This is a genomic window from Staphylococcus sp. HMSC069E10, assembly GCF_001809205.1.
GTDB classification, from domain to species: domain Bacteria; phylum Bacillota; class Bacilli; order Staphylococcales; family Staphylococcaceae; genus Staphylococcus; species Staphylococcus hominis.
In genome coordinates this window covers 38,991-55,213 of record NZ_KV796471.1, presented here as the reverse complement: position 1 = coordinate 55,213, position 16,223 = coordinate 38,991, and the positions used below count along the sequence as shown (strand labels likewise).

Below are 16,223 nucleotides of genomic sequence, written 5' to 3'. Positions count from 1 at the left end.
GTTACAATATTAAACGTATGAAAATAAAAAGTAAGAATGCGAAAGGAAATTTGAATGAAATCATTAATTCTAGCGGAAAAACCCTCAGTAGCGAGAGATATTGCAGAAGCACTAAATATTAAAGAAAAACATAATGGATATATTGCAAATCATTGCTATATAGTGACATGGGCTTTAGGTCATTTAGTAACAAATGCGCAACCAGAACATTATGATAAAACATATAAAGAATGGAAATTAGAAGATTTACCTATATTACCTAAGCAAATGCATACTGTGGTCATAGGTAAGACAAGTAAACAATTTAAAATTGTAAAATCTTTAATATTAAATAAAGATGTGAAAGACATTATTATTGCTACAGATGCTGGACGTGAAGGAGAACTGGTAGCACGTCTCATCTTAGATAAAGTAAAAAATAAAAAGCCAATTAAACGTTTATGGATTAGTTCGGTGACTAAAAAAGCAATACAACAAGGCTTTAAACATTTAAAAGATGGACGTGAATATAATCACTTGTATCAAGCAGCTCTTGCACGAAGTGAAGCGGACTGGATAGTGGGTATTAATGCTACTAGAGCACTGACAACTAAATATGATGCTCAACTTTCATTAGGAAGAGTACAAACACCAACGATTCAACTGGTTTATCATCGACAACAAGAAATTAATCATTTTAAACCTCAAAAGTATTACACACTTTCTTTAAATGTAAATGACGCTATATTTGATATTCAAACGAATCAAAGATTTACTAATAAAGAAGAAATACAAAAATTATCTAAAAAAATAGAAGGACAATCAGGTCAGATTGAAGATGTTTCAATTAAGCAAAAAAAATCTTACGCAAAACCTTTATATAATTTAACTGATTTACAACAAGCATCATACCAGCGATTTAAAATGGGACCCAAAGAAACTTTAAATACCTTACAGAGTCTGTATGAACGTCATAAACTATTAACATATCCAAGAACAGATTCTAACTACTTGTCTAACGATATGACAGATACCATACAAGAACGTCTCCAAGCCTTATTAGCAACTGATTATAAATCACATGCTCGTCAGTTATTGACTAAGTCATTTACAACTAAGATGCATATTTTTAATAATCAAAAAGTGTCAGACCATCATGCGATTATCCCAACTGAAATTAGACCCAACTTTGATACATTAACTAACAGAGAAACAAAACTATATTTAATGGTTGCACAACGATTTTTAGAAACATTAATGGATCCTTATCAGTATGAAGCGACACAGGTTATTTTAAAAGTAGGAGAATATCAATTTAAACATGCCAAAAACGTCACACGTAAATTAGGATTTAAAGCACTTAGTAATAATGATTCAACTTTTAATAAGACTATCACTTTTAGCAAGGATGAGACCTATCATGTACAACAAGTCAAAGTAAGCGAACATGAAACAACACCACCTGAATATTTCAATGAAGGTAGCTTACTTAAGGCGATGGAAAACCCACAAAATTATATTCAATTGAATGACAAAAAGTACGCTAATACCCTTCATAAAACGGGAGGAATTGGAACAGTAGCGACGCGTGCAGATATTATTGAAAAACTATTCAATATTAATGCAATAGAATCAAAAGATGGAAAATTAAAAGTGACATCTAAAGGAAAACAAATATTAGAGCTTTCTCCTAAAGCGCTGACTTCTCCTTTAATGACTGCAGAATGGGAAGAAAAATTACTTTCTATTGAGAAAGGTAAATATAACGCTAAACAATTTATTAATGAGATGAAAGATTTTACTAAAGAAATTGTTGGGGAAATCAAACATAGTGATCAAAAATATAAACATGATAATTTAACTTCTACTGAATGTCCCAATTGCGGTAAATTTATGATAAAAGTAAAAACTAAAAACGGACAAATGCTAGTGTGTCAAGATCCTAGCTGTCATACAAAAAAGAATATTCAACGTAAAACGAATGCACGTTGTCCTAACTGTAAAAAGAAAATGACATTGTTTGGAAGAGGAAAAGAAGCGGTCTACCGATGTGTATGCGGTCATACTGAAACCCAAGCACAAATGGATCAACGATTGAAAAATAAAAATAATGGTAAAGTTTCTAAAAAAGATATGAAAAAATATATGAATAATCATGATGAATTGGATAATAATCCTTTTAAAGATGCATTAAAGAACTTAAAATTTTAACTAAAATCGAACTTATAATGAAATAAGTCGATAAAAGTTCGTTTTTAGTATTGTTTTTTTAAGTAAGTAATATTAAACTATTAAAGTATTTCAAAAAAAGGAGTTTAAAGCTGTGAAAAAATACTTCCAATTCGACGAGTATGGTACTAACTACAAAAGAGAAATCATCGGTGGTATCACAACTTTCTTATCAATGGCTTATATATTAGCCGTGAATCCTCAAGTCTTAAGTTTAGCAGGTGTTAAAGGTATATCTGGTGATATGAAAATGGATCAAGGTGCCATTTTTGTAGCGACAGCATTAGCAGCCTTTGTAGGATCTTTATTCATGGGACTGATTGCAAGATATCCGATTGCGCTTGCCCCAGGGATGGGGTTAAATGCGTTCTTTGCATTTACAGTTGTTTTAACAATGGGAATTCCTTGGCAAATCGGTTTAACAGGTGTGCTATTTTCAGGTATATTCTTTGCGATATTAACAGCAACTGGATTGAGGGAAATAATTATTAATGCAATACCCTATGAAATGAAAATGGCGGTTTCGGCAGGTATAGGGCTATTTATTACTTTTGTAGGTTTACAAAGTGCAGGTATTATTGTAAAAAATGATTCAACGCTTGTAACATTAGGTCATTTAACTAAACCATCAGTACTTTTAGCTATATTTGGGATTGCTATAACAATCATTTTATATGCTAGAAAGGTTCCAGGTTCAATCTTTATTGGTATGATTATAACTGCAATTGTAGGGATGATTACGGGTCAAATTCATACACCATCAGGTATTGTAGGTAAAATTCCAAGTATTACACCTACATTTGGAGCAGCTTTTGAAGCATTTAAAGATCCAGGCCAATTATTTACAATCCAATTTCTTATTGTTATTTTAACGTTCTTCTTTATTGATTTCTTTGATACTGCAGGTACTTTAGTAGCAGTAGCAACCCAAGCAGGTATAATGAAAGACAATAAATTACCAAGGGCTGGAAGAGCATTATTTGCAGACTCGCTTGCTACAATTGTTGGAGCTATTTTTGGTACAACAACAACAACCTCTTATATTGAATCTACTTCTGGTGTTGCAGTAGGAGCACGTACAGGTTTTGCAAGTATCATAACTGGTTTTTGTTTCTTATTAGCATTATTCTTTAGTCCGCTAATCGAAGTCGTTACAAGTGCAGTAACAACACCAGCGTTAGTTGTAGTTGGTATTTTAATGGCGGCAAACTTTGCTGAAATTAATTGGAAAAAATTTGAAGTAGCAGTACCAGCATTCATTACAATCATTATGATGCCTTTATCATATTCAATTGCTACAGGTATTGCATGTGGGTTTATCTTCTATCCAATAACAATGTTAATTACTAAAAAACATAAAGAAGTTCATCCTATCATGTATGTATTAATGGTATTATTTATTTTATACTTCGTGTTTGTACACGGTTAGACATAAAAAGACACATTTAATTTTTGAATTAAATGTGTCTTTTTAATATTGAAATTATTAATTATTTTTATCATCTTTTTTGTATTGTGTATAAATAACTTTAGAATCTTTATTTGGAATGTAAGTTGGTGCGTTGAGCACAACAAATATAAAGAATACCATTAAGAAAAATAGTATCCAATGCGTAAACATACCAATAATAGGTAGAAAAGCAACAAATGATCCAATTAATCCAATAAATGGAATCATTGCCATTGGCTTAATTGTGTTTTGAGAATCTACTAATAGAATGATTCCTAAAATAAGATAAAGTAAAGCATTTAATAATAAAGGTTGCCAACCAAAGCTAAGAATAACTGAGCCTCCTAAAAAAGGAATACCATAGAAAAATTCACTAGCTATTAAGAAAATACTAATAATTGCTAAAGTAAGTTTCACATTTCTTTTCATTTATATTATATTCACCTCCGATAAAGTTCATGAATTTTAAAATAAATTAGCATTAAAAATGTATAGTCACAATTTTAAAATTCATTACTCTCTATATCTATTATAAAGGTTTATAGAAAAAAGGGAAAAAATTTACTCAAAATGGTTGAACTACATAAAAATTTTCAGTACAATACTTAAGTATGTGTTAGACGTAAATAAAAAAGTTAAAGAAAAACCTTGATTTATTAGTGTTTTTCTTGTAACATGTTTAATGTTGGACTTGAAGAAAGCGATGAAGCGAAAGGTTACTGACACACCCGGCCGCTTTGCCATGGCGTTGTGTGAGATAGTTTTCGTGGAGAAGTCTATCACTTCAATGTAGACGAACAAGGAGGGAAAATTATGGCAAAACAAAAAATCAGAATCAGATTAAAAGCTTATGATCACCGTGTAATTGATCAATCAGCAGAAAAGATTGTTGAAACTGCTAAACGTTCTGGTGCAGATGTATCTGGACCGATTCCGTTACCAACAGAAAAATCTGTTTATACAATTATTCGTGCGGTGCACAAGGATAAAGATTCTCGTGAACAATTCGAACAACGTACACATAAACGTTTAATCGATATTGTTAACCCAACACCAAAAACAGTTGATGCTTTAATGGGCTTAAACTTACCATCTGGTGTAGACATCGAAATCAAATTATAATAGATCAATTTAGGAGGTGGACTTTTGATGACCAAAGGAATCTTAGGAAGAAAAATTGGGATGACACAAGTATTCGGAGAAAACGGTGAATTAATCCCTGTTACAGTAGTAGAAGCAAATCAAAACGTAGTATTACAAAAGAAAACTGAAGAAGTTGATGGCTACAATGCTATCCAAGTAGGTTTTGCAGACAAACAAGCATATAAAAAAGATGCTAAATCAAATAAATATGCAAATAAACCAGCTGAAGGTCACGCTAAAAAAGCTGGCGCAGCACCTAAGCGCTTCATTCGTGAATTCAGAAACGTTAATGTTGATGAATACGAAGTAGGTCAAGAAGTCACAGTAGATACTTTTGAAGCTGGAGACATTATTGATGTTACAGGAACTTCAAAAGGTAAAGGTTTCCAAGGTGCAATTAAACGTCATGGTCAAGGTCGTGGACCAATGGCTCACGGTTCTCATTTCCATAGAGCTCCAGGTTCAGTAGGTATGGCTTCAGATGCTTCAAGAGTATTTAAAGGTCAAAAAATGCCTGGACGTATGGGCGGTAACACAGTTACAGTTCAAAACTTAGAAGTTGTTCAAGTTGATACTGATAACAATGTTATTTTAGTAAAAGGTAATGTACCTGGACCTAAAAAAGGTTTTGTAGAAATTAAATCTTCAATTAAAAAAGGTAATAAATAATAAGTAGCGAAAGGAGGAAAAAGCATAATGGCTAATTATGATGTATTAAAAGTAGACGGATCAAAATCTGGTTCAGTTGAATTAAGCGATTCAGTTTTCGCAATCGAACCAAACAACAGTGTTCTTTTCGAAGCAATCAATTTACAACGTGCTTCTTTACGCCAAGGTACACACGCAGTGAAAAATCGTTCAGCTGTTCGTGGTGGTGGACGTAAACCATGGAGACAAAAAGGTACAGGACGTGCACGTCAAGGTACAATCCGTGCTCCACAATGGCGTGGTGGTGGTATCGTTTTCGGACCAACTCCAAGAAGCTATTCATACAAAATGCCTAAGAAAATGCGTCGTTTAGCATTACGTTCTGCATTATCTTTCAAAGTTCAAGAAAACAACTTTACAATCGTTGATACTTTTGGCTTTGATGCACCAAAAACAAAAGAATTCAAAAACGTTTTAACTACACTTGAACAACCTAAAAAAGTGTTAGTAGTAACAGAAAACGAAGATGTAAATGTTGAATTATCTGCACGTAATATTCCTGGCGTACAAGTAAGTACTGCTCAAGGATTAAACGTATTAGATATCACTAGCGCTGACAGTGTAATCATTACTGAATCAGCTGCGAAAAAAGTTGAGGAGGTGCTCGGATAATGGAAGCTAGAGATGTTCTTAAGCGCCCCGTAATCACTGAAAAATCTTCTGAAGCAATGGCTGAAGATAAATATACTTTTGACGTAGATACTCGTGCTAACAAAACTCAAGTTAAAATTGCAGTTGAAGAAATTTTCGACGTTAAAGTTGAAAGTGTAAATATCATCAACTACAAACCAAAGAAAAAACGTATGGGCCGTTATCAAGGCTATACAAATAAAAGAAGAAAAGCGATTGTAAAACTTAAAGAAGGTTCAATCGACTTATTCAACTAAAATAAAATAATATTACCATTAAGGAGGTAAGCGACAATGGCTCTTAAAAAATATAAGCCAATTACAAATGGTCGTCGTAATATGACTACGTTAGACTTCGCTGAAATCACGAAGACTACACCTGAAAAGTCATTATTACAACCGCTACCGAAAAAAGCGGGTCGTAACAATCAAGGTAAATTAACAGTTCGTCACCATGGTGGAGGACATAAACGTCAATATCGTGTAATTGACTTCAAACGTAATAAAGACGGAATCACTGCTAAAGTTGATTCAATTCAATATGATCCAAACCGTTCAGCTAACATTGCTTTATTAGTATATGCTGATGGTGAAAAACGTTACATTATTGCACCAAAAGGATTACAAGTAGGCCAAACAGTTGAAAGTGGTGCTGAAGCAGATATCAAAGTTGGTAATGCTTTACCATTACAAAATATTCCAGTTGGTACTGTAATTCATAATATCGAATTAAAACCTGGTAAAGGTGGACAAATTGCTCGTTCAGCAGGTGCAAGTTCACAAGTACTTGGTAAAGAAGGTAAATATGTATTAATCAGATTACGTTCTGGTGAGGTACGTATGATTTTATCTACTTGCCGTGCTACAATCGGTCAAGTTGGTAACTTACAACATGAACTTGTTAACGCTGGTAAAGCTGGTCGTTCAAGATGGAAAGGTATCCGTCCAACAGTTCGTGGTTCTGTAATGAACCCTAACGATCACCCACACGGTGGTGGTGAAGGTCGTGCTCCTATCGGTAGACCATCTCCAATGTCACCATGGGGTAAACCAACGCTTGGTAAGAAAACACGTCGCGGTAAAAAATCATCTGATAAACTTATCGTTCGTGGACGTAAGAGAAAATAATAACAACTTATTTGAGTGTGCGGCTTAACAGCTGCACGCACACAATAAGAAGGGAGGCGCCCAAATGGCTCGTAGTATTAAAAAAGGACCTTTCGTTGATGATCATTTAATGAAAAAAGTAGAAGCTCAAGACGGAAGTGAAAAGAAACAAGTAATCAAAACATGGTCACGTCGTTCTACAATTTTCCCAAATTTCATCGGTCATACTTTTGCAGTATATGATGGTCGTAAACATGTACCTGTTTATGTAACTGAAGATATGGTTGGTCACAAATTAGGTGAATTTGCTCCAACTCGTACATTTAAAGGACATGCAGCTGACGATAAAAAAACTAGTAGATAATAATATATATAAGTAGAGGAGGATATCCTAATGGAAGCAAAAGCGGTTGCTAGAACAATCAGAATCGCACCTCGTAAAGTAAGATTAGTTCTTGACTTAATTAGAGGTAAAAATGCTGGAGAAGCTATTGCTATTTTAAAATTAACTAATAAAGCTTCATCACCAGTAATTGAAAAAGTATTAATGTCCGCTTTAGCAAATGCTGAACATAACTATGACATGAATACAGATGAATTAGTTGTTAAAGAAGCATATGCAAATGAAGGACCAACTTTAAAACGTTTCCGTCCACGTGCACAAGGTCGTGCAAGTGCAATCAACAAACGTACAAGCCACATTACAATCGTCGTAAGTGACGGTAAAGAAGAAGCTAAAGAAGCTTAATAACTATTTAAGGAGGGAATACTGTGGGTCAAAAAATTAATCCTATCGGACTTCGTGTTGGAGTTATCCGTGATTGGGAAGCTAAATGGTACGCTGAAAAAGATTTCGCTTCTTTATTACACGAAGATTTAAGAATCCGTAAATTCATTGATAACGAATTAAAAGAAGCGTCAGTTTCTCACGTTGACATTGAACGTGCTGCTAACCGTATTAACATCGCAATCCACACTGGTAAACCTGGTATGGTAATTGGTAAAGGCGGTTCAGAAATTGAAAAACTTCGTAATAAATTAAATAACTTAACTGATAAAAAAGTACACATCAACGTTGTGGAAATTAAAAAAGTTGATATGGATGCTCGTTTAGTAGCAGAAAATATCGCACGTCAATTAGAAAATCGTGCTTCATTCCGTCGTGTACAAAAACAAGCTATTACAAGAGCTATGAAACTTGGTGCAAAAGGTATCAAAACTCAAGTATCAGGTCGTTTAGGCGGAGCTGACATCGCTCGTGCTGAACAATATTCAGAAGGAACTGTTCCACTTCATACTTTACGTGCTGACATTGATTATGCACATGCTGAAGCAGACACTACTTATGGTAAATTAGGTGTTAAAGTATGGATTTATCGTGGTGAAGTTCTTCCTACTAAGAATACTAGTGAAGGAGGAAAATAATAATGTTACTACCAAAACGTGTTAAATATCGTCGTCAACATCGTCCAAAAACAACTGGTCGTTCTAAAGGCGGTAACTTTGTAACATTTGGTGAGTATGGTTTACAAGCTACAACAACTTCTTGGATCACATCTCGTCAAATCGAATCTGCTCGTATCGCTATGACACGTTACATGAAACGTGGCGGGAAAGTTTGGATTAAAATCTTCCCACATACGCCTTACACTAAAAAACCTTTAGAAGTACGTATGGGTGCTGGTAAAGGTGCTGTTGAAGGCTGGATCGCAGTTGTAAAACCAGGTCGTATTTTATTTGAAATCGCTGGTGTATCTGAAGATGTAGCTCGTGAAGCATTACGTTTAGCAAGTCACAAACTTCCAGTAAAAACTAAGTTTGTAAAACGTGAAGAATTGGGTGGTGAAACAAATGAAAGCTAAGGAAATTAGAGACTTAACCACTTCAGAAATCGAAGAACAAATCAAATCTTCAAAAGAAGAGCTTTTTAACCTACGCTTTCAGTTAGCTACAGGTCAATTAGAAGAAACTGCACGTATTCGTACAGTTAGAAAAACAATTGCACGTCTAAAAACTGTTGCTCGTGAAAGAGAAATTGAACAAAGTAAAGCTAATCAATAAAGTATAAGAAAGAGGAGGTTACAAAAGTGAGTGAAAGAAACGATCGTAAAGTTTATGTAGGTAAAGTTGTTTCTGATAAAATGGACAAAACAATTACTGTACTTGTTGAAACTTACAAAACACACAAATTATACGGTAAACGAGTAAAATACTCTAAAAAATATAAAACTCATGATGAAAACAATTCAGCTAAATTAGGAGATATTGTTAGAATTCAAGAAACTCGTCCTTTATCAGCATCAAAACGTTTCCGTTTAGTAGAAATTGTTGAAGAATCAGTAATTATTTAATACAAGATTAGAGATAAGGGAGGTTTAACTAATGATCCAACAAGAAACGCGTTTAAAAGTAGCAGACAACTCTGGTGCTCGTGAAGTACTTACAATCAAAGTATTAGGTGGATCTGGTCGCAAAACAGCGAACATTGGCGATATCATCGTATGTACTGTTAAAAATGCAACACCAGGTGGCGTTGTTAAAAAAGGCGACGTTGTGAAAGCTGTTGTTGTTAGAACTAAATCAGGCGTACGTCGTAACGATGGTTCTTATATCAAATTTGATGAAAATGCATGTGTCATTATTCGTGATGACAAAGGCCCACGTGGTACTCGTATCTTTGGTCCTGTTGCTCGTGAATTACGTGAAGGTAACTTCATGAAAATCGTATCATTAGCACCAGAAGTACTATAATTTATTAAAACCATAATATTTAAGGAGGTGCCCACATGCATATCAAAAAAGGTGACAACGTTAAAGTTATCGCAGGTAAAGATAAAGGTAAAGAAGGTAAAGTAATCGCTACTGAACCTAAAAAAGACCGCGTCGTTGTGGAAGGTGTTAACGTTATTAAAAAACACCAAAAACCAACTCAATTAAATCCTGAAGGTGGAATCTTAGAAACAGAGGCAGCAATCCATGTTTCTAACGTACAATTATTAGATCCTAAAACAAATGAACCTACTCGTGTTGGTTACAAATTTGTAGATGGTAAAAAAGTTCGTATCGCTAAAAAATCTGGCGAAGAAATCAAATCTAATAATTAATAACTAGTTGAAAGGAGGATCCACTTTGAACCGTTTAAAAGAAAGATATAATACTGAAGTTACTCAAAACTTAGTTAAAAAATTCAACTATAGTTCAGTAATGGAAGTACCAAAAATCGAAAAAATCGTTGTAAATATGGGTGTTGGTGATGCAGTTCAAAACTCTAAAGTGTTAGATAATGCTGTTGAAGAGTTAGAATTAATCACTGGACAAAAACCATTAATCACTAAAGCAAAAAAATCAGTTGCAACATTCCGTTTACGTGAAGGTATGCCAATCGGTGCAAAAGTAACACTTCGCGGAGAAAGAATGTATGAATTCTTAGATAAATTAATCGCAGTTTCATTACCTCGTGTACGTGACTTCCAAGGTGTTTCTAAAACAGCTTTCGATGGTCGTGGTAACTACACTTTAGGAATTAAAGAACAATTAATTTTCCCAGAAATCGATTATGATAAAGTAAGTAAAGTAAGAGGAATGGATATTGTTATCGTAACAACTGCTAACACTGACGAGGAAGCTCGTGAATTGTTAACAAACTTCGGTATGCCATTTCGTAAATAATCTCTAAAAGGAGGCTAATTAAGTGGCTAAAACTTCTATGGTTGCTAAGCAACAGAAAAAACAAAAATATGCAGTACGTGAATATACTCGTTGTGAACGCTGTGGTCGTCCACATTCTGTATATCGTAAATTTAAATTATGCCGTATTTGTTTCCGTGAATTAGCTTATAAAGGCCAAATTCCTGGCGTACGTAAAGCTAGCTGGTAAGATAAAAGAGTTTGAAAGGAGGCAACAATAAATGACTATGACAGATCCAATCGCAGATATGCTTACTCGTGTAAGAAACGCAAACATGGTGCGTCACGAGAAATTAGAATTACCTGCATCAAATATTAAAAAACAAATTGCTGAAATCTTAAAAAATGAAGGTTTCATTAAAAACGTAGAATACGTTGAAGATGATAAACAAGGTGTTATTCGTTTATTCTTAAAATATGGTCAAAACAATGAACGTGTTATCACAGGATTAAAACGTATCTCAAAACCAGGTTTACGTGTATATGCTAAAGCGAACGAAGTGCCTAAAGTATTAAATGGTTTAGGTATCGCATTAGTTTCAACTTCTGAAGGTGTTATCACTGATAAAGAAGCTAGAAAACGTAACGTTGGTGGAGAAATCATCGCATACGTTTGGTAATAATAAATAAGGAGGTGCCATAACATGAGTCGTGTTGGTAAGAAAATTATTGACATCCCTAGTGACGTTACAGTAACTTTTGACGGACAAACAGCTACTGTAAAAGGTCCTAAAGGTGAATTAACTAGAACTTTTGATGAAAGAATGACTTTTAAACAAGATGAAAACACTCTAGAAGTTGTAAGACCTACTGATTCTAAAGAAGATAGAACAGTTCACGGTACAACTCGTGCGTTATTAAATAATATGGTACAAGGTGTTTCTCAAGGTTTTGTTAAAACTCTTGAACTTGTTGGTGTAGGTTACCGTGCTCAAATGCAAGGTAATGACTTAGTATTAAACGTTGGTTACTCTCATCCTGTTGAAATTAAAGCTGAAGATGGCATTACTTTCGCAGTAGAGAAAAATACAACTGTTACAGTATCTGGTGTATCTAAAGAACAAGTTGGAGCTATCGCTTCTAATATTCGTTCAGTAAGACCTCCAGAACCTTATAAAGGAAAAGGTATCCGTTACCAAGGTGAATATGTTCGCCGTAAAGAAGGTAAAACTGGTAAATAATAGATAACTCTCTAAAGAAAGGAGTAATACAATGATCAGTAAAATTGATAAAAACAAAGTGCGTTTGAAAAGACATGCTCGTGTGCGTACTAAATTATCAGGTACAGCTGAAAAACCACGTTTAAATGTATACCGTTCAAACAAACATATTTATGCACAAATTATTGATGATGTTAAAGGTGAAACTTTAGTACAAGCTTCATCTCAAGATAAAGATATCGCTAGTGATTCTACTTCTAAAGTTGATTTATCAACTAAAGTTGGTGAAGTAATCGCTAAAAAAGCTTCAGATAAAGGTATCAAAGAAATCGTATTTGATCGTGGTGGCTATTTATATCATGGTCGCGTTAAAGCGTTAGCTGAAGCTGCGAGAGAAAACGGATTAGAATTTTAATTTAAAGGAGGGACAAATACATGGCTCGTAGAGAAGAAGAAACGAAAGAATTTGAAGAACGCGTTGTTACAATTAATCGTGTTGCTAAAGTTGTTAAAGGTGGACGTCGTTTCCGTTTCACTGCATTAGTAGTAGTAGGAGATAAAAATGGTCGTGTAGGTTTCGGTACTGGTAAAGCTCAAGAGGTACCAGAAGCTATTAAAAAAGCTGTAGAAGCAGCTAAAAAAGATTTAGTAGTAGTTCCACGTGTAGAAGGAACAACTCCTCACACTATCACTGGCCGTTATGGTTCTGGTAGCGTATTTATGAAACCAGCTGCACCTGGTACAGGAGTTATCGCTGGTGGTCCAGTACGTGCCGTATTAGAATTAGCAGGTATCACTGATATCTTAAGTAAATCATTAGGTTCAAATACACCTATCAACATGGTACGTGCGACATTAAATGGTTTACAAAACCTTAAAAACGCTGAAGATGTTGCGAAATTACGTGGCAAATCAGTAGAAGAATTATATAATTAAGGAGGGAAAATAAATAATGGCTAAATTACAAATTACCCTCACTCGTAGTGTTATTGGTCGTCCTGAAACACAACGTAAAACTGTTGAAGCGTTAGGTCTTAAAAAGACTAATAGTTCAGTAGTTGTTGAAGATAACCCTGCAATTCGTGGGCAAATCAACAAAGTTAAACACTTATTAACAGTTGAAGAAAAATAATTAAGGAGGTGCCTAAATAATGAAATTACATGAGTTAAAATCAGCTGAAGGTTCACGTCGTGTACGTAATCGTGTAGGTCGTGGTGCTGGTACAGGTAATGGTAAAACTAGTGGTCGCGGTCAAAAAGGTCAAAAAGCACGTTCAGGTGGTAGCGTAAGACCAGGATTTGAAGGTGGACAATTACCTTTATTCCGTCGTTTACCAAAACGAGGTTTCACTAACATTAATCGTAAAGAATATGCTATTGTTAACTTAGACCAACTTAATCAATTTGAAGATGGTACTGAAGTAACTCCAGCTTTATTAGTTGAAACTGGTGTGGTTAAGAATGAAAAATCTGGTATTAAAGTACTAGGTAATGGTTCACTTGATAAAAAATTGACAGTGAAAGCTCACAAATTCTCAGCTTCAGCGGTTGAAGCTATCGATGCTAAAGGTGGAGCACACGAGGTGATCTAATGTTTCAAACGTTTATGAGCTTCTTTAAAACTAAAGAAGTTCGAAACAAGATTTTCTTCACATTAGCAATGTTAGTAATATTCAAAATAGGAACTTATATTCCGGCTCCTGGAGTTAATCCTGAGCCTTTTGAACAGCAAGGTTCTGATCAAGGTGTCGCTGCTCTTCTTAATACGTTTGGTGGCGGAGCCTTAAAGAACTTTTCTATCTTTGCTATGGGTATAATGCCGTACATCACTGCTTCTATCGTAATGCAATTATTACAAATGGACATTGTCCCTAAATTTACTGAATGGGCTAAACAAGGTGAAGTAGGTAAAAGAAAGCTTAGCAATGTAACACGTTATTTCGCTATCATATTGGCATTTATACAGTCAATTGGTATGGCATTTCAATTTAATAACTATTTAGGCGGTAAATTGATTATTCATCAATCTGTCATGAGTTATTTATTGATTGCTGTAGTTTTAACAACTGGAACTGCATTTTTAATTTGGCTTGGTGATCAAATTACACAATTTGGTGTAGGTAATGGTATTTCAATCATTATCTTTGCAGGTATTTTATCAACGTTGCCATCATCAATTATCCAATTTGTGCAACAAGCATTTGTTGGTAATGACGATACAACGTTAGCATGGTTAAAAGTCATCGGTTTAATTGTTGGATTAATTTTATTAACAATTGGAGCGATTTATGTATTGGAAGCGAAACGTAAAATTCCAATTCAGTATGCTAAAAAACAATCTGCACAACGTTTAGGATCACAAGCAACATATCTACCTTTAAAAGTAAACTCTGCAGGGGTTATTCCAGTCATCTTTGCGATGGCATTCTTCTTATTGCCAAGAACATTAACATTGTTCTTCCCTAAAGCTGATTGGGCGCAAAGTATTGCAGAATATGCTAACCCTTCAAACACTTATGGTATGATTGTTTATGTTATATTAATTATTGCATTTGCATATTTCTATGCCTTTGTTCAAGTTAATCCTGAAAAAATGGCTGACAACTTGAAAAAACAAGGTAGTTATGTACCAGGAATTAGACCTGGGGAACAAACAAAAAAATATATTACTAAAGTACTTTATCGCTTAACTTTTGTAGGCTCTATTTTCTTAGCAGTTATTGCTATTCTTCCAATTATAGCGACAAAATTTATGAATTTACCTCAATCAATTCAAATTGGTGGTACAAGTTTATTAATCGTTATTGGTGTAGCAATTGAAACTATGAAATCACTTGAAGCACAAGTGAGTCAAAAAGAATATAAAGGCTTTGGTGGTAGATAATTTGTAGGAGGGCAATTTATGAATATCATTTTAATGGGTTTACCTGGAGCTGGTAAAGGTACTCAAGCGAGTGAAATTGTTAAGAAATTCCCAATACCACATATATCTACTGGTGACATGTTCAGAAAAGCGATTAAAGATGAAACTGATTTAGGAAAAGAAGCTAAATCATACATGGATCGTGGAGAATTAGTCCCTGATGAAGTTACTGTAGGTATCGTTAAAGAAAGAATTTCTGAAGACGATGCAAAAAAAGGTTTCTTATTAGATGGATTCCCTAGAACAATTGAGCAAGCTGAGGCATTAAACAACATTATGTCTGAGCTTGACAGAAATATTGATGCTGTTATCAATATTGAAGTTCCTGAGGAAGAGCTAATGAATCGTCTTACAGGTCGTCGTATCTGTGAGAAATGTGGTACAACTTATCATCTTGTATTTAATCCTCCAAAGGTTGATGGTGTTTGTGATATCGATGGTGGAAAACTTTATCAACGTAAAGATGATAATCCAGAAACAGTATCTAATCGTTTAAGCGTTAATGTTAAACAATCCAAGCCAATTTTAGAGTATTACGATGAAAAAGGCGTATTGAAAAACATTGATGGTGCGAAAGATATTGACGAAGTAACCAAAGATGTCATTGATATCTTAGATCAATTAAAATAGGTCAACTAATGTGCGATCTAGATTTATGTGAACTTTGATTAGGTTTCTCTGGCAAGAATTTATTTTTTGAGTGTCGTATGACGATCATAATTCCCGCATTTTGTTAAACTTATAATAACTATTCACTATATTAGATTCGTATCGTTGAAGTTGTCTATTGACGATTACCTTACTATTGTAAAAAGGGGGAAGTTAATCAATGGCGAAACAAGATGTAATAGAATTAGAAGGTACAGTACTTGATACTTTACCAAATGCTATGTTTAAAGTAGAATTAGAAAATGGTCATGAAATTTTAGCACATGTAAGTGGTAAAATTAGAATGAATTATATTCGTATTCTACCTGGCGACAAAGTAACAGTAGAAATGTCTCCGTATGATTTATCACGCGGTAGAATTACGTATCGTTATAAATAATCGTCACTCCATAATATAGGGAGGTATAAAAATGAAAGTAAGACCATCAGTAAAACCTATTTGCGAAAAATGTAAAGTCATTAAACGTAAAGGTAAAGTTATGGTAATTTGTGACAATCCTAAGCACAAACAAAGACAAGGTTAATAAAAGAGAGGTGTA

General features: G+C 34.3%; 28 protein-coding genes. 27 read left to right on the top strand and 1 reads right to left on the bottom strand.

Annotation, left to right across the window (positions count from 1 at the left end):
• Window positions 1-54 precede the first annotated feature (54 nt).
• Complete coding sequence (locus HMPREF2561_RS01600) at window positions 55-2,190, top strand: DNA topoisomerase III (protein ID WP_070468266.1); 2,136 nt, start codon at window positions 55-57, stop codon at window positions 2,188-2,190.
• A 112-nt stretch (window positions 2,191-2,302) separates the two neighbouring features.
• Window positions 2,303-3,637, top strand: coding sequence for an NCS2 family permease (locus tag HMPREF2561_RS01595; RefSeq protein WP_002448576.1), 1,335 nt, complete (start codon window positions 2,303-2,305; stop codon window positions 3,635-3,637).
• Between the two features lie 57 nt (window positions 3,638-3,694).
• Here HMPREF2561_RS01595 and HMPREF2561_RS01590 read toward each other — a convergent pair whose 3' ends face one another.
• The gene (locus HMPREF2561_RS01590; RefSeq protein ID WP_049416123.1) at window positions 3,695-4,087 is read right to left on the bottom strand and encodes a hypothetical protein; all 393 of its coding nucleotides are present in this window, start codon (window positions 4,085-4,087) and stop codon (window positions 3,695-3,697) included.
• A 384-nt stretch (window positions 4,088-4,471) separates the two neighbouring features.
• Here HMPREF2561_RS01590 and rpsJ point away from each other — a divergent pair, with 384 nt between their 5' ends.
• The 25 genes from rpsJ (at window position 4,472) to rpmJ (ending at window position 16,208) form a co-directional block, all read left to right on the top strand.
• Window positions 4,472-4,780 carry a 30S ribosomal protein S10 gene (gene rpsJ / locus HMPREF2561_RS01585; protein ID WP_001118666.1) on the top strand — a complete coding sequence of 103 codons (309 nt, stop codon included), beginning with the start codon at window positions 4,472-4,474 and terminating at the stop codon, window positions 4,778-4,780.
• A gap of 27 nt (window positions 4,781-4,807) precedes the next feature.
• On the top strand, window positions 4,808-5,470 hold the full coding sequence (gene rplC / locus HMPREF2561_RS01580; RefSeq protein WP_002448523.1) for a 50S ribosomal protein L3: 663 nt from the start codon (window positions 4,808-4,810) through the stop codon (window positions 5,468-5,470).
• Window positions 5,471-5,497: 27 nt separating this feature from the next.
• Window positions 5,498-6,121 carry a 50S ribosomal protein L4 gene (gene rplD, locus HMPREF2561_RS01575; protein ID WP_002448327.1) on the top strand — a complete coding sequence of 208 codons (624 nt, stop codon included), beginning with the start codon at window positions 5,498-5,500 and terminating at the stop codon, window positions 6,119-6,121.
• The gene (gene rplW, locus HMPREF2561_RS01570; protein WP_002448403.1) at window positions 6,121-6,396 is read left to right on the top strand and encodes a 50S ribosomal protein L23; all 276 of its coding nucleotides are present in this window, start codon (window positions 6,121-6,123) and stop codon (window positions 6,394-6,396) included. Before rplD ends, rplW begins: the two co-directional genes overlap by 1 nt.
• Before the next feature lie 36 nt (window positions 6,397-6,432).
• Window positions 6,433-7,266 (top strand): 50S ribosomal protein L2, encoded by an 834-nt coding sequence (gene rplB / locus HMPREF2561_RS01565; protein ID WP_002448473.1) that lies wholly within the window; start codon window positions 6,433-6,435, stop codon window positions 7,264-7,266.
• Between the two features lie 64 nt (window positions 7,267-7,330).
• Complete coding sequence (gene rpsS / locus HMPREF2561_RS01560; protein WP_002448348.1) at window positions 7,331-7,609, top strand: 30S ribosomal protein S19; 279 nt, start codon at window positions 7,331-7,333, stop codon at window positions 7,607-7,609.
• A 30-nt stretch (window positions 7,610-7,639) separates the two neighbouring features.
• A complete protein-coding gene (gene rplV / locus HMPREF2561_RS01555) occupies window positions 7,640-7,993 on the top strand; it encodes a 50S ribosomal protein L22 (RefSeq protein ID WP_001829734.1) in 354 nt (117 codons plus the stop codon).
• A gap of 23 nt (window positions 7,994-8,016) precedes the next feature.
• A complete protein-coding gene (rpsC, locus tag HMPREF2561_RS01550) occupies window positions 8,017-8,670 on the top strand; it encodes a 30S ribosomal protein S3 (protein WP_017174845.1) in 654 nt (217 codons plus the stop codon).
• Between the two features lie 2 nt (window positions 8,671-8,672).
• Window positions 8,673-9,107: a 50S ribosomal protein L16 gene (rplP, locus tag HMPREF2561_RS01545; RefSeq protein ID WP_002448374.1), complete on the top strand. Its 435-nt coding sequence runs from the start codon at window positions 8,673-8,675 to the stop codon at window positions 9,105-9,107.
• Entirely contained in the window at window positions 9,097-9,306 is a 210-nt protein-coding gene (gene rpmC, locus HMPREF2561_RS01540) for a 50S ribosomal protein L29 (RefSeq protein ID WP_000644737.1), read from the top strand. The genes rplP and rpmC overlap by 11 nt, the downstream gene beginning before the upstream one ends.
• Window positions 9,307-9,332: 26 nt before the next feature.
• Window positions 9,333-9,596: a 30S ribosomal protein S17 gene (gene rpsQ / locus HMPREF2561_RS01535; RefSeq protein ID WP_002448443.1), complete on the top strand. Its 264-nt coding sequence runs from the start codon at window positions 9,333-9,335 to the stop codon at window positions 9,594-9,596.
• A 31-nt stretch (window positions 9,597-9,627) separates the two neighbouring features.
• The gene (gene rplN, locus HMPREF2561_RS01530) at window positions 9,628-9,996 is read left to right on the top strand and encodes a 50S ribosomal protein L14 (RefSeq protein WP_002432661.1); all 369 of its coding nucleotides are present in this window, start codon (window positions 9,628-9,630) and stop codon (window positions 9,994-9,996) included.
• Between the two features lie 35 nt (window positions 9,997-10,031).
• Window positions 10,032-10,349 (top strand): 50S ribosomal protein L24, encoded by a 318-nt coding sequence (rplX, locus tag HMPREF2561_RS01525; protein WP_002448459.1) that lies wholly within the window; start codon window positions 10,032-10,034, stop codon window positions 10,347-10,349.
• A 25-nt stretch (window positions 10,350-10,374) separates the two neighbouring features.
• Window positions 10,375-10,914, top strand: a complete 540-nt coding sequence (gene rplE, locus HMPREF2561_RS01520; protein ID WP_002448593.1) for a 50S ribosomal protein L5 — start codon at window positions 10,375-10,377, stop codon at window positions 10,912-10,914.
• A 22-nt stretch (window positions 10,915-10,936) separates the two neighbouring features.
• Window positions 10,937-11,122 carry a type Z 30S ribosomal protein S14 gene (locus HMPREF2561_RS01515; RefSeq protein WP_001140799.1) on the top strand — a complete coding sequence of 62 codons (186 nt, stop codon included), beginning with the start codon at window positions 10,937-10,939 and terminating at the stop codon, window positions 11,120-11,122.
• Window positions 11,123-11,153: 31 nt separating this feature from the next.
• Window positions 11,154-11,552, top strand: a complete 399-nt coding sequence (rpsH, locus tag HMPREF2561_RS01510) for a 30S ribosomal protein S8 (protein WP_002448514.1) — start codon at window positions 11,154-11,156, stop codon at window positions 11,550-11,552.
• A gap of 24 nt (window positions 11,553-11,576) precedes the next feature.
• A complete protein-coding gene (gene rplF / locus HMPREF2561_RS01505) occupies window positions 11,577-12,113 on the top strand; it encodes a 50S ribosomal protein L6 (RefSeq protein ID WP_002448579.1) in 537 nt (178 codons plus the stop codon).
• 31 nt (window positions 12,114-12,144) lie between these two features.
• On the top strand, window positions 12,145-12,507 hold the full coding sequence (gene rplR, locus HMPREF2561_RS01500; protein ID WP_017174843.1) for a 50S ribosomal protein L18: 363 nt from the start codon (window positions 12,145-12,147) through the stop codon (window positions 12,505-12,507).
• Between the two features lie 20 nt (window positions 12,508-12,527).
• The gene (gene rpsE / locus HMPREF2561_RS01495) at window positions 12,528-13,028 is read left to right on the top strand and encodes a 30S ribosomal protein S5 (RefSeq protein WP_002448405.1); all 501 of its coding nucleotides are present in this window, start codon (window positions 12,528-12,530) and stop codon (window positions 13,026-13,028) included.
• 16 nt (window positions 13,029-13,044) lie between these two features.
• Entirely contained in the window at window positions 13,045-13,224 is a 180-nt protein-coding gene (rpmD, locus tag HMPREF2561_RS01490) for a 50S ribosomal protein L30 (RefSeq protein WP_001096576.1), read from the top strand.
• Between the two features lie 19 nt (window positions 13,225-13,243).
• A complete protein-coding gene (rplO, locus tag HMPREF2561_RS01485) occupies window positions 13,244-13,684 on the top strand; it encodes a 50S ribosomal protein L15 (RefSeq protein ID WP_017174842.1) in 441 nt (146 codons plus the stop codon).
• Complete coding sequence (gene secY / locus HMPREF2561_RS01480) at window positions 13,684-14,976, top strand: preprotein translocase subunit SecY (RefSeq protein ID WP_017174841.1); 1,293 nt, start codon at window positions 13,684-13,686, stop codon at window positions 14,974-14,976. Before rplO ends, secY begins: the two co-directional genes overlap by 1 nt.
• An 18-nt stretch (window positions 14,977-14,994) precedes the next feature.
• On the top strand, window positions 14,995-15,645 hold the full coding sequence (locus HMPREF2561_RS01475) for an adenylate kinase (protein ID WP_002448556.1): 651 nt from the start codon (window positions 14,995-14,997) through the stop codon (window positions 15,643-15,645).
• 199 nt (window positions 15,646-15,844) lie between these two features.
• A complete protein-coding gene (infA, locus tag HMPREF2561_RS01470; protein WP_001829792.1) occupies window positions 15,845-16,063 on the top strand; it encodes a translation initiation factor IF-1 in 219 nt (72 codons plus the stop codon).
• Window positions 16,064-16,094: 31 nt separating this feature from the next.
• Window positions 16,095-16,208 carry a 50S ribosomal protein L36 gene (rpmJ, locus tag HMPREF2561_RS01465; protein WP_001829709.1) on the top strand — a complete coding sequence of 38 codons (114 nt, stop codon included), beginning with the start codon at window positions 16,095-16,097 and terminating at the stop codon, window positions 16,206-16,208.
• The last annotated feature ends 15 nt before the right edge of the window (window positions 16,209-16,223 follow it).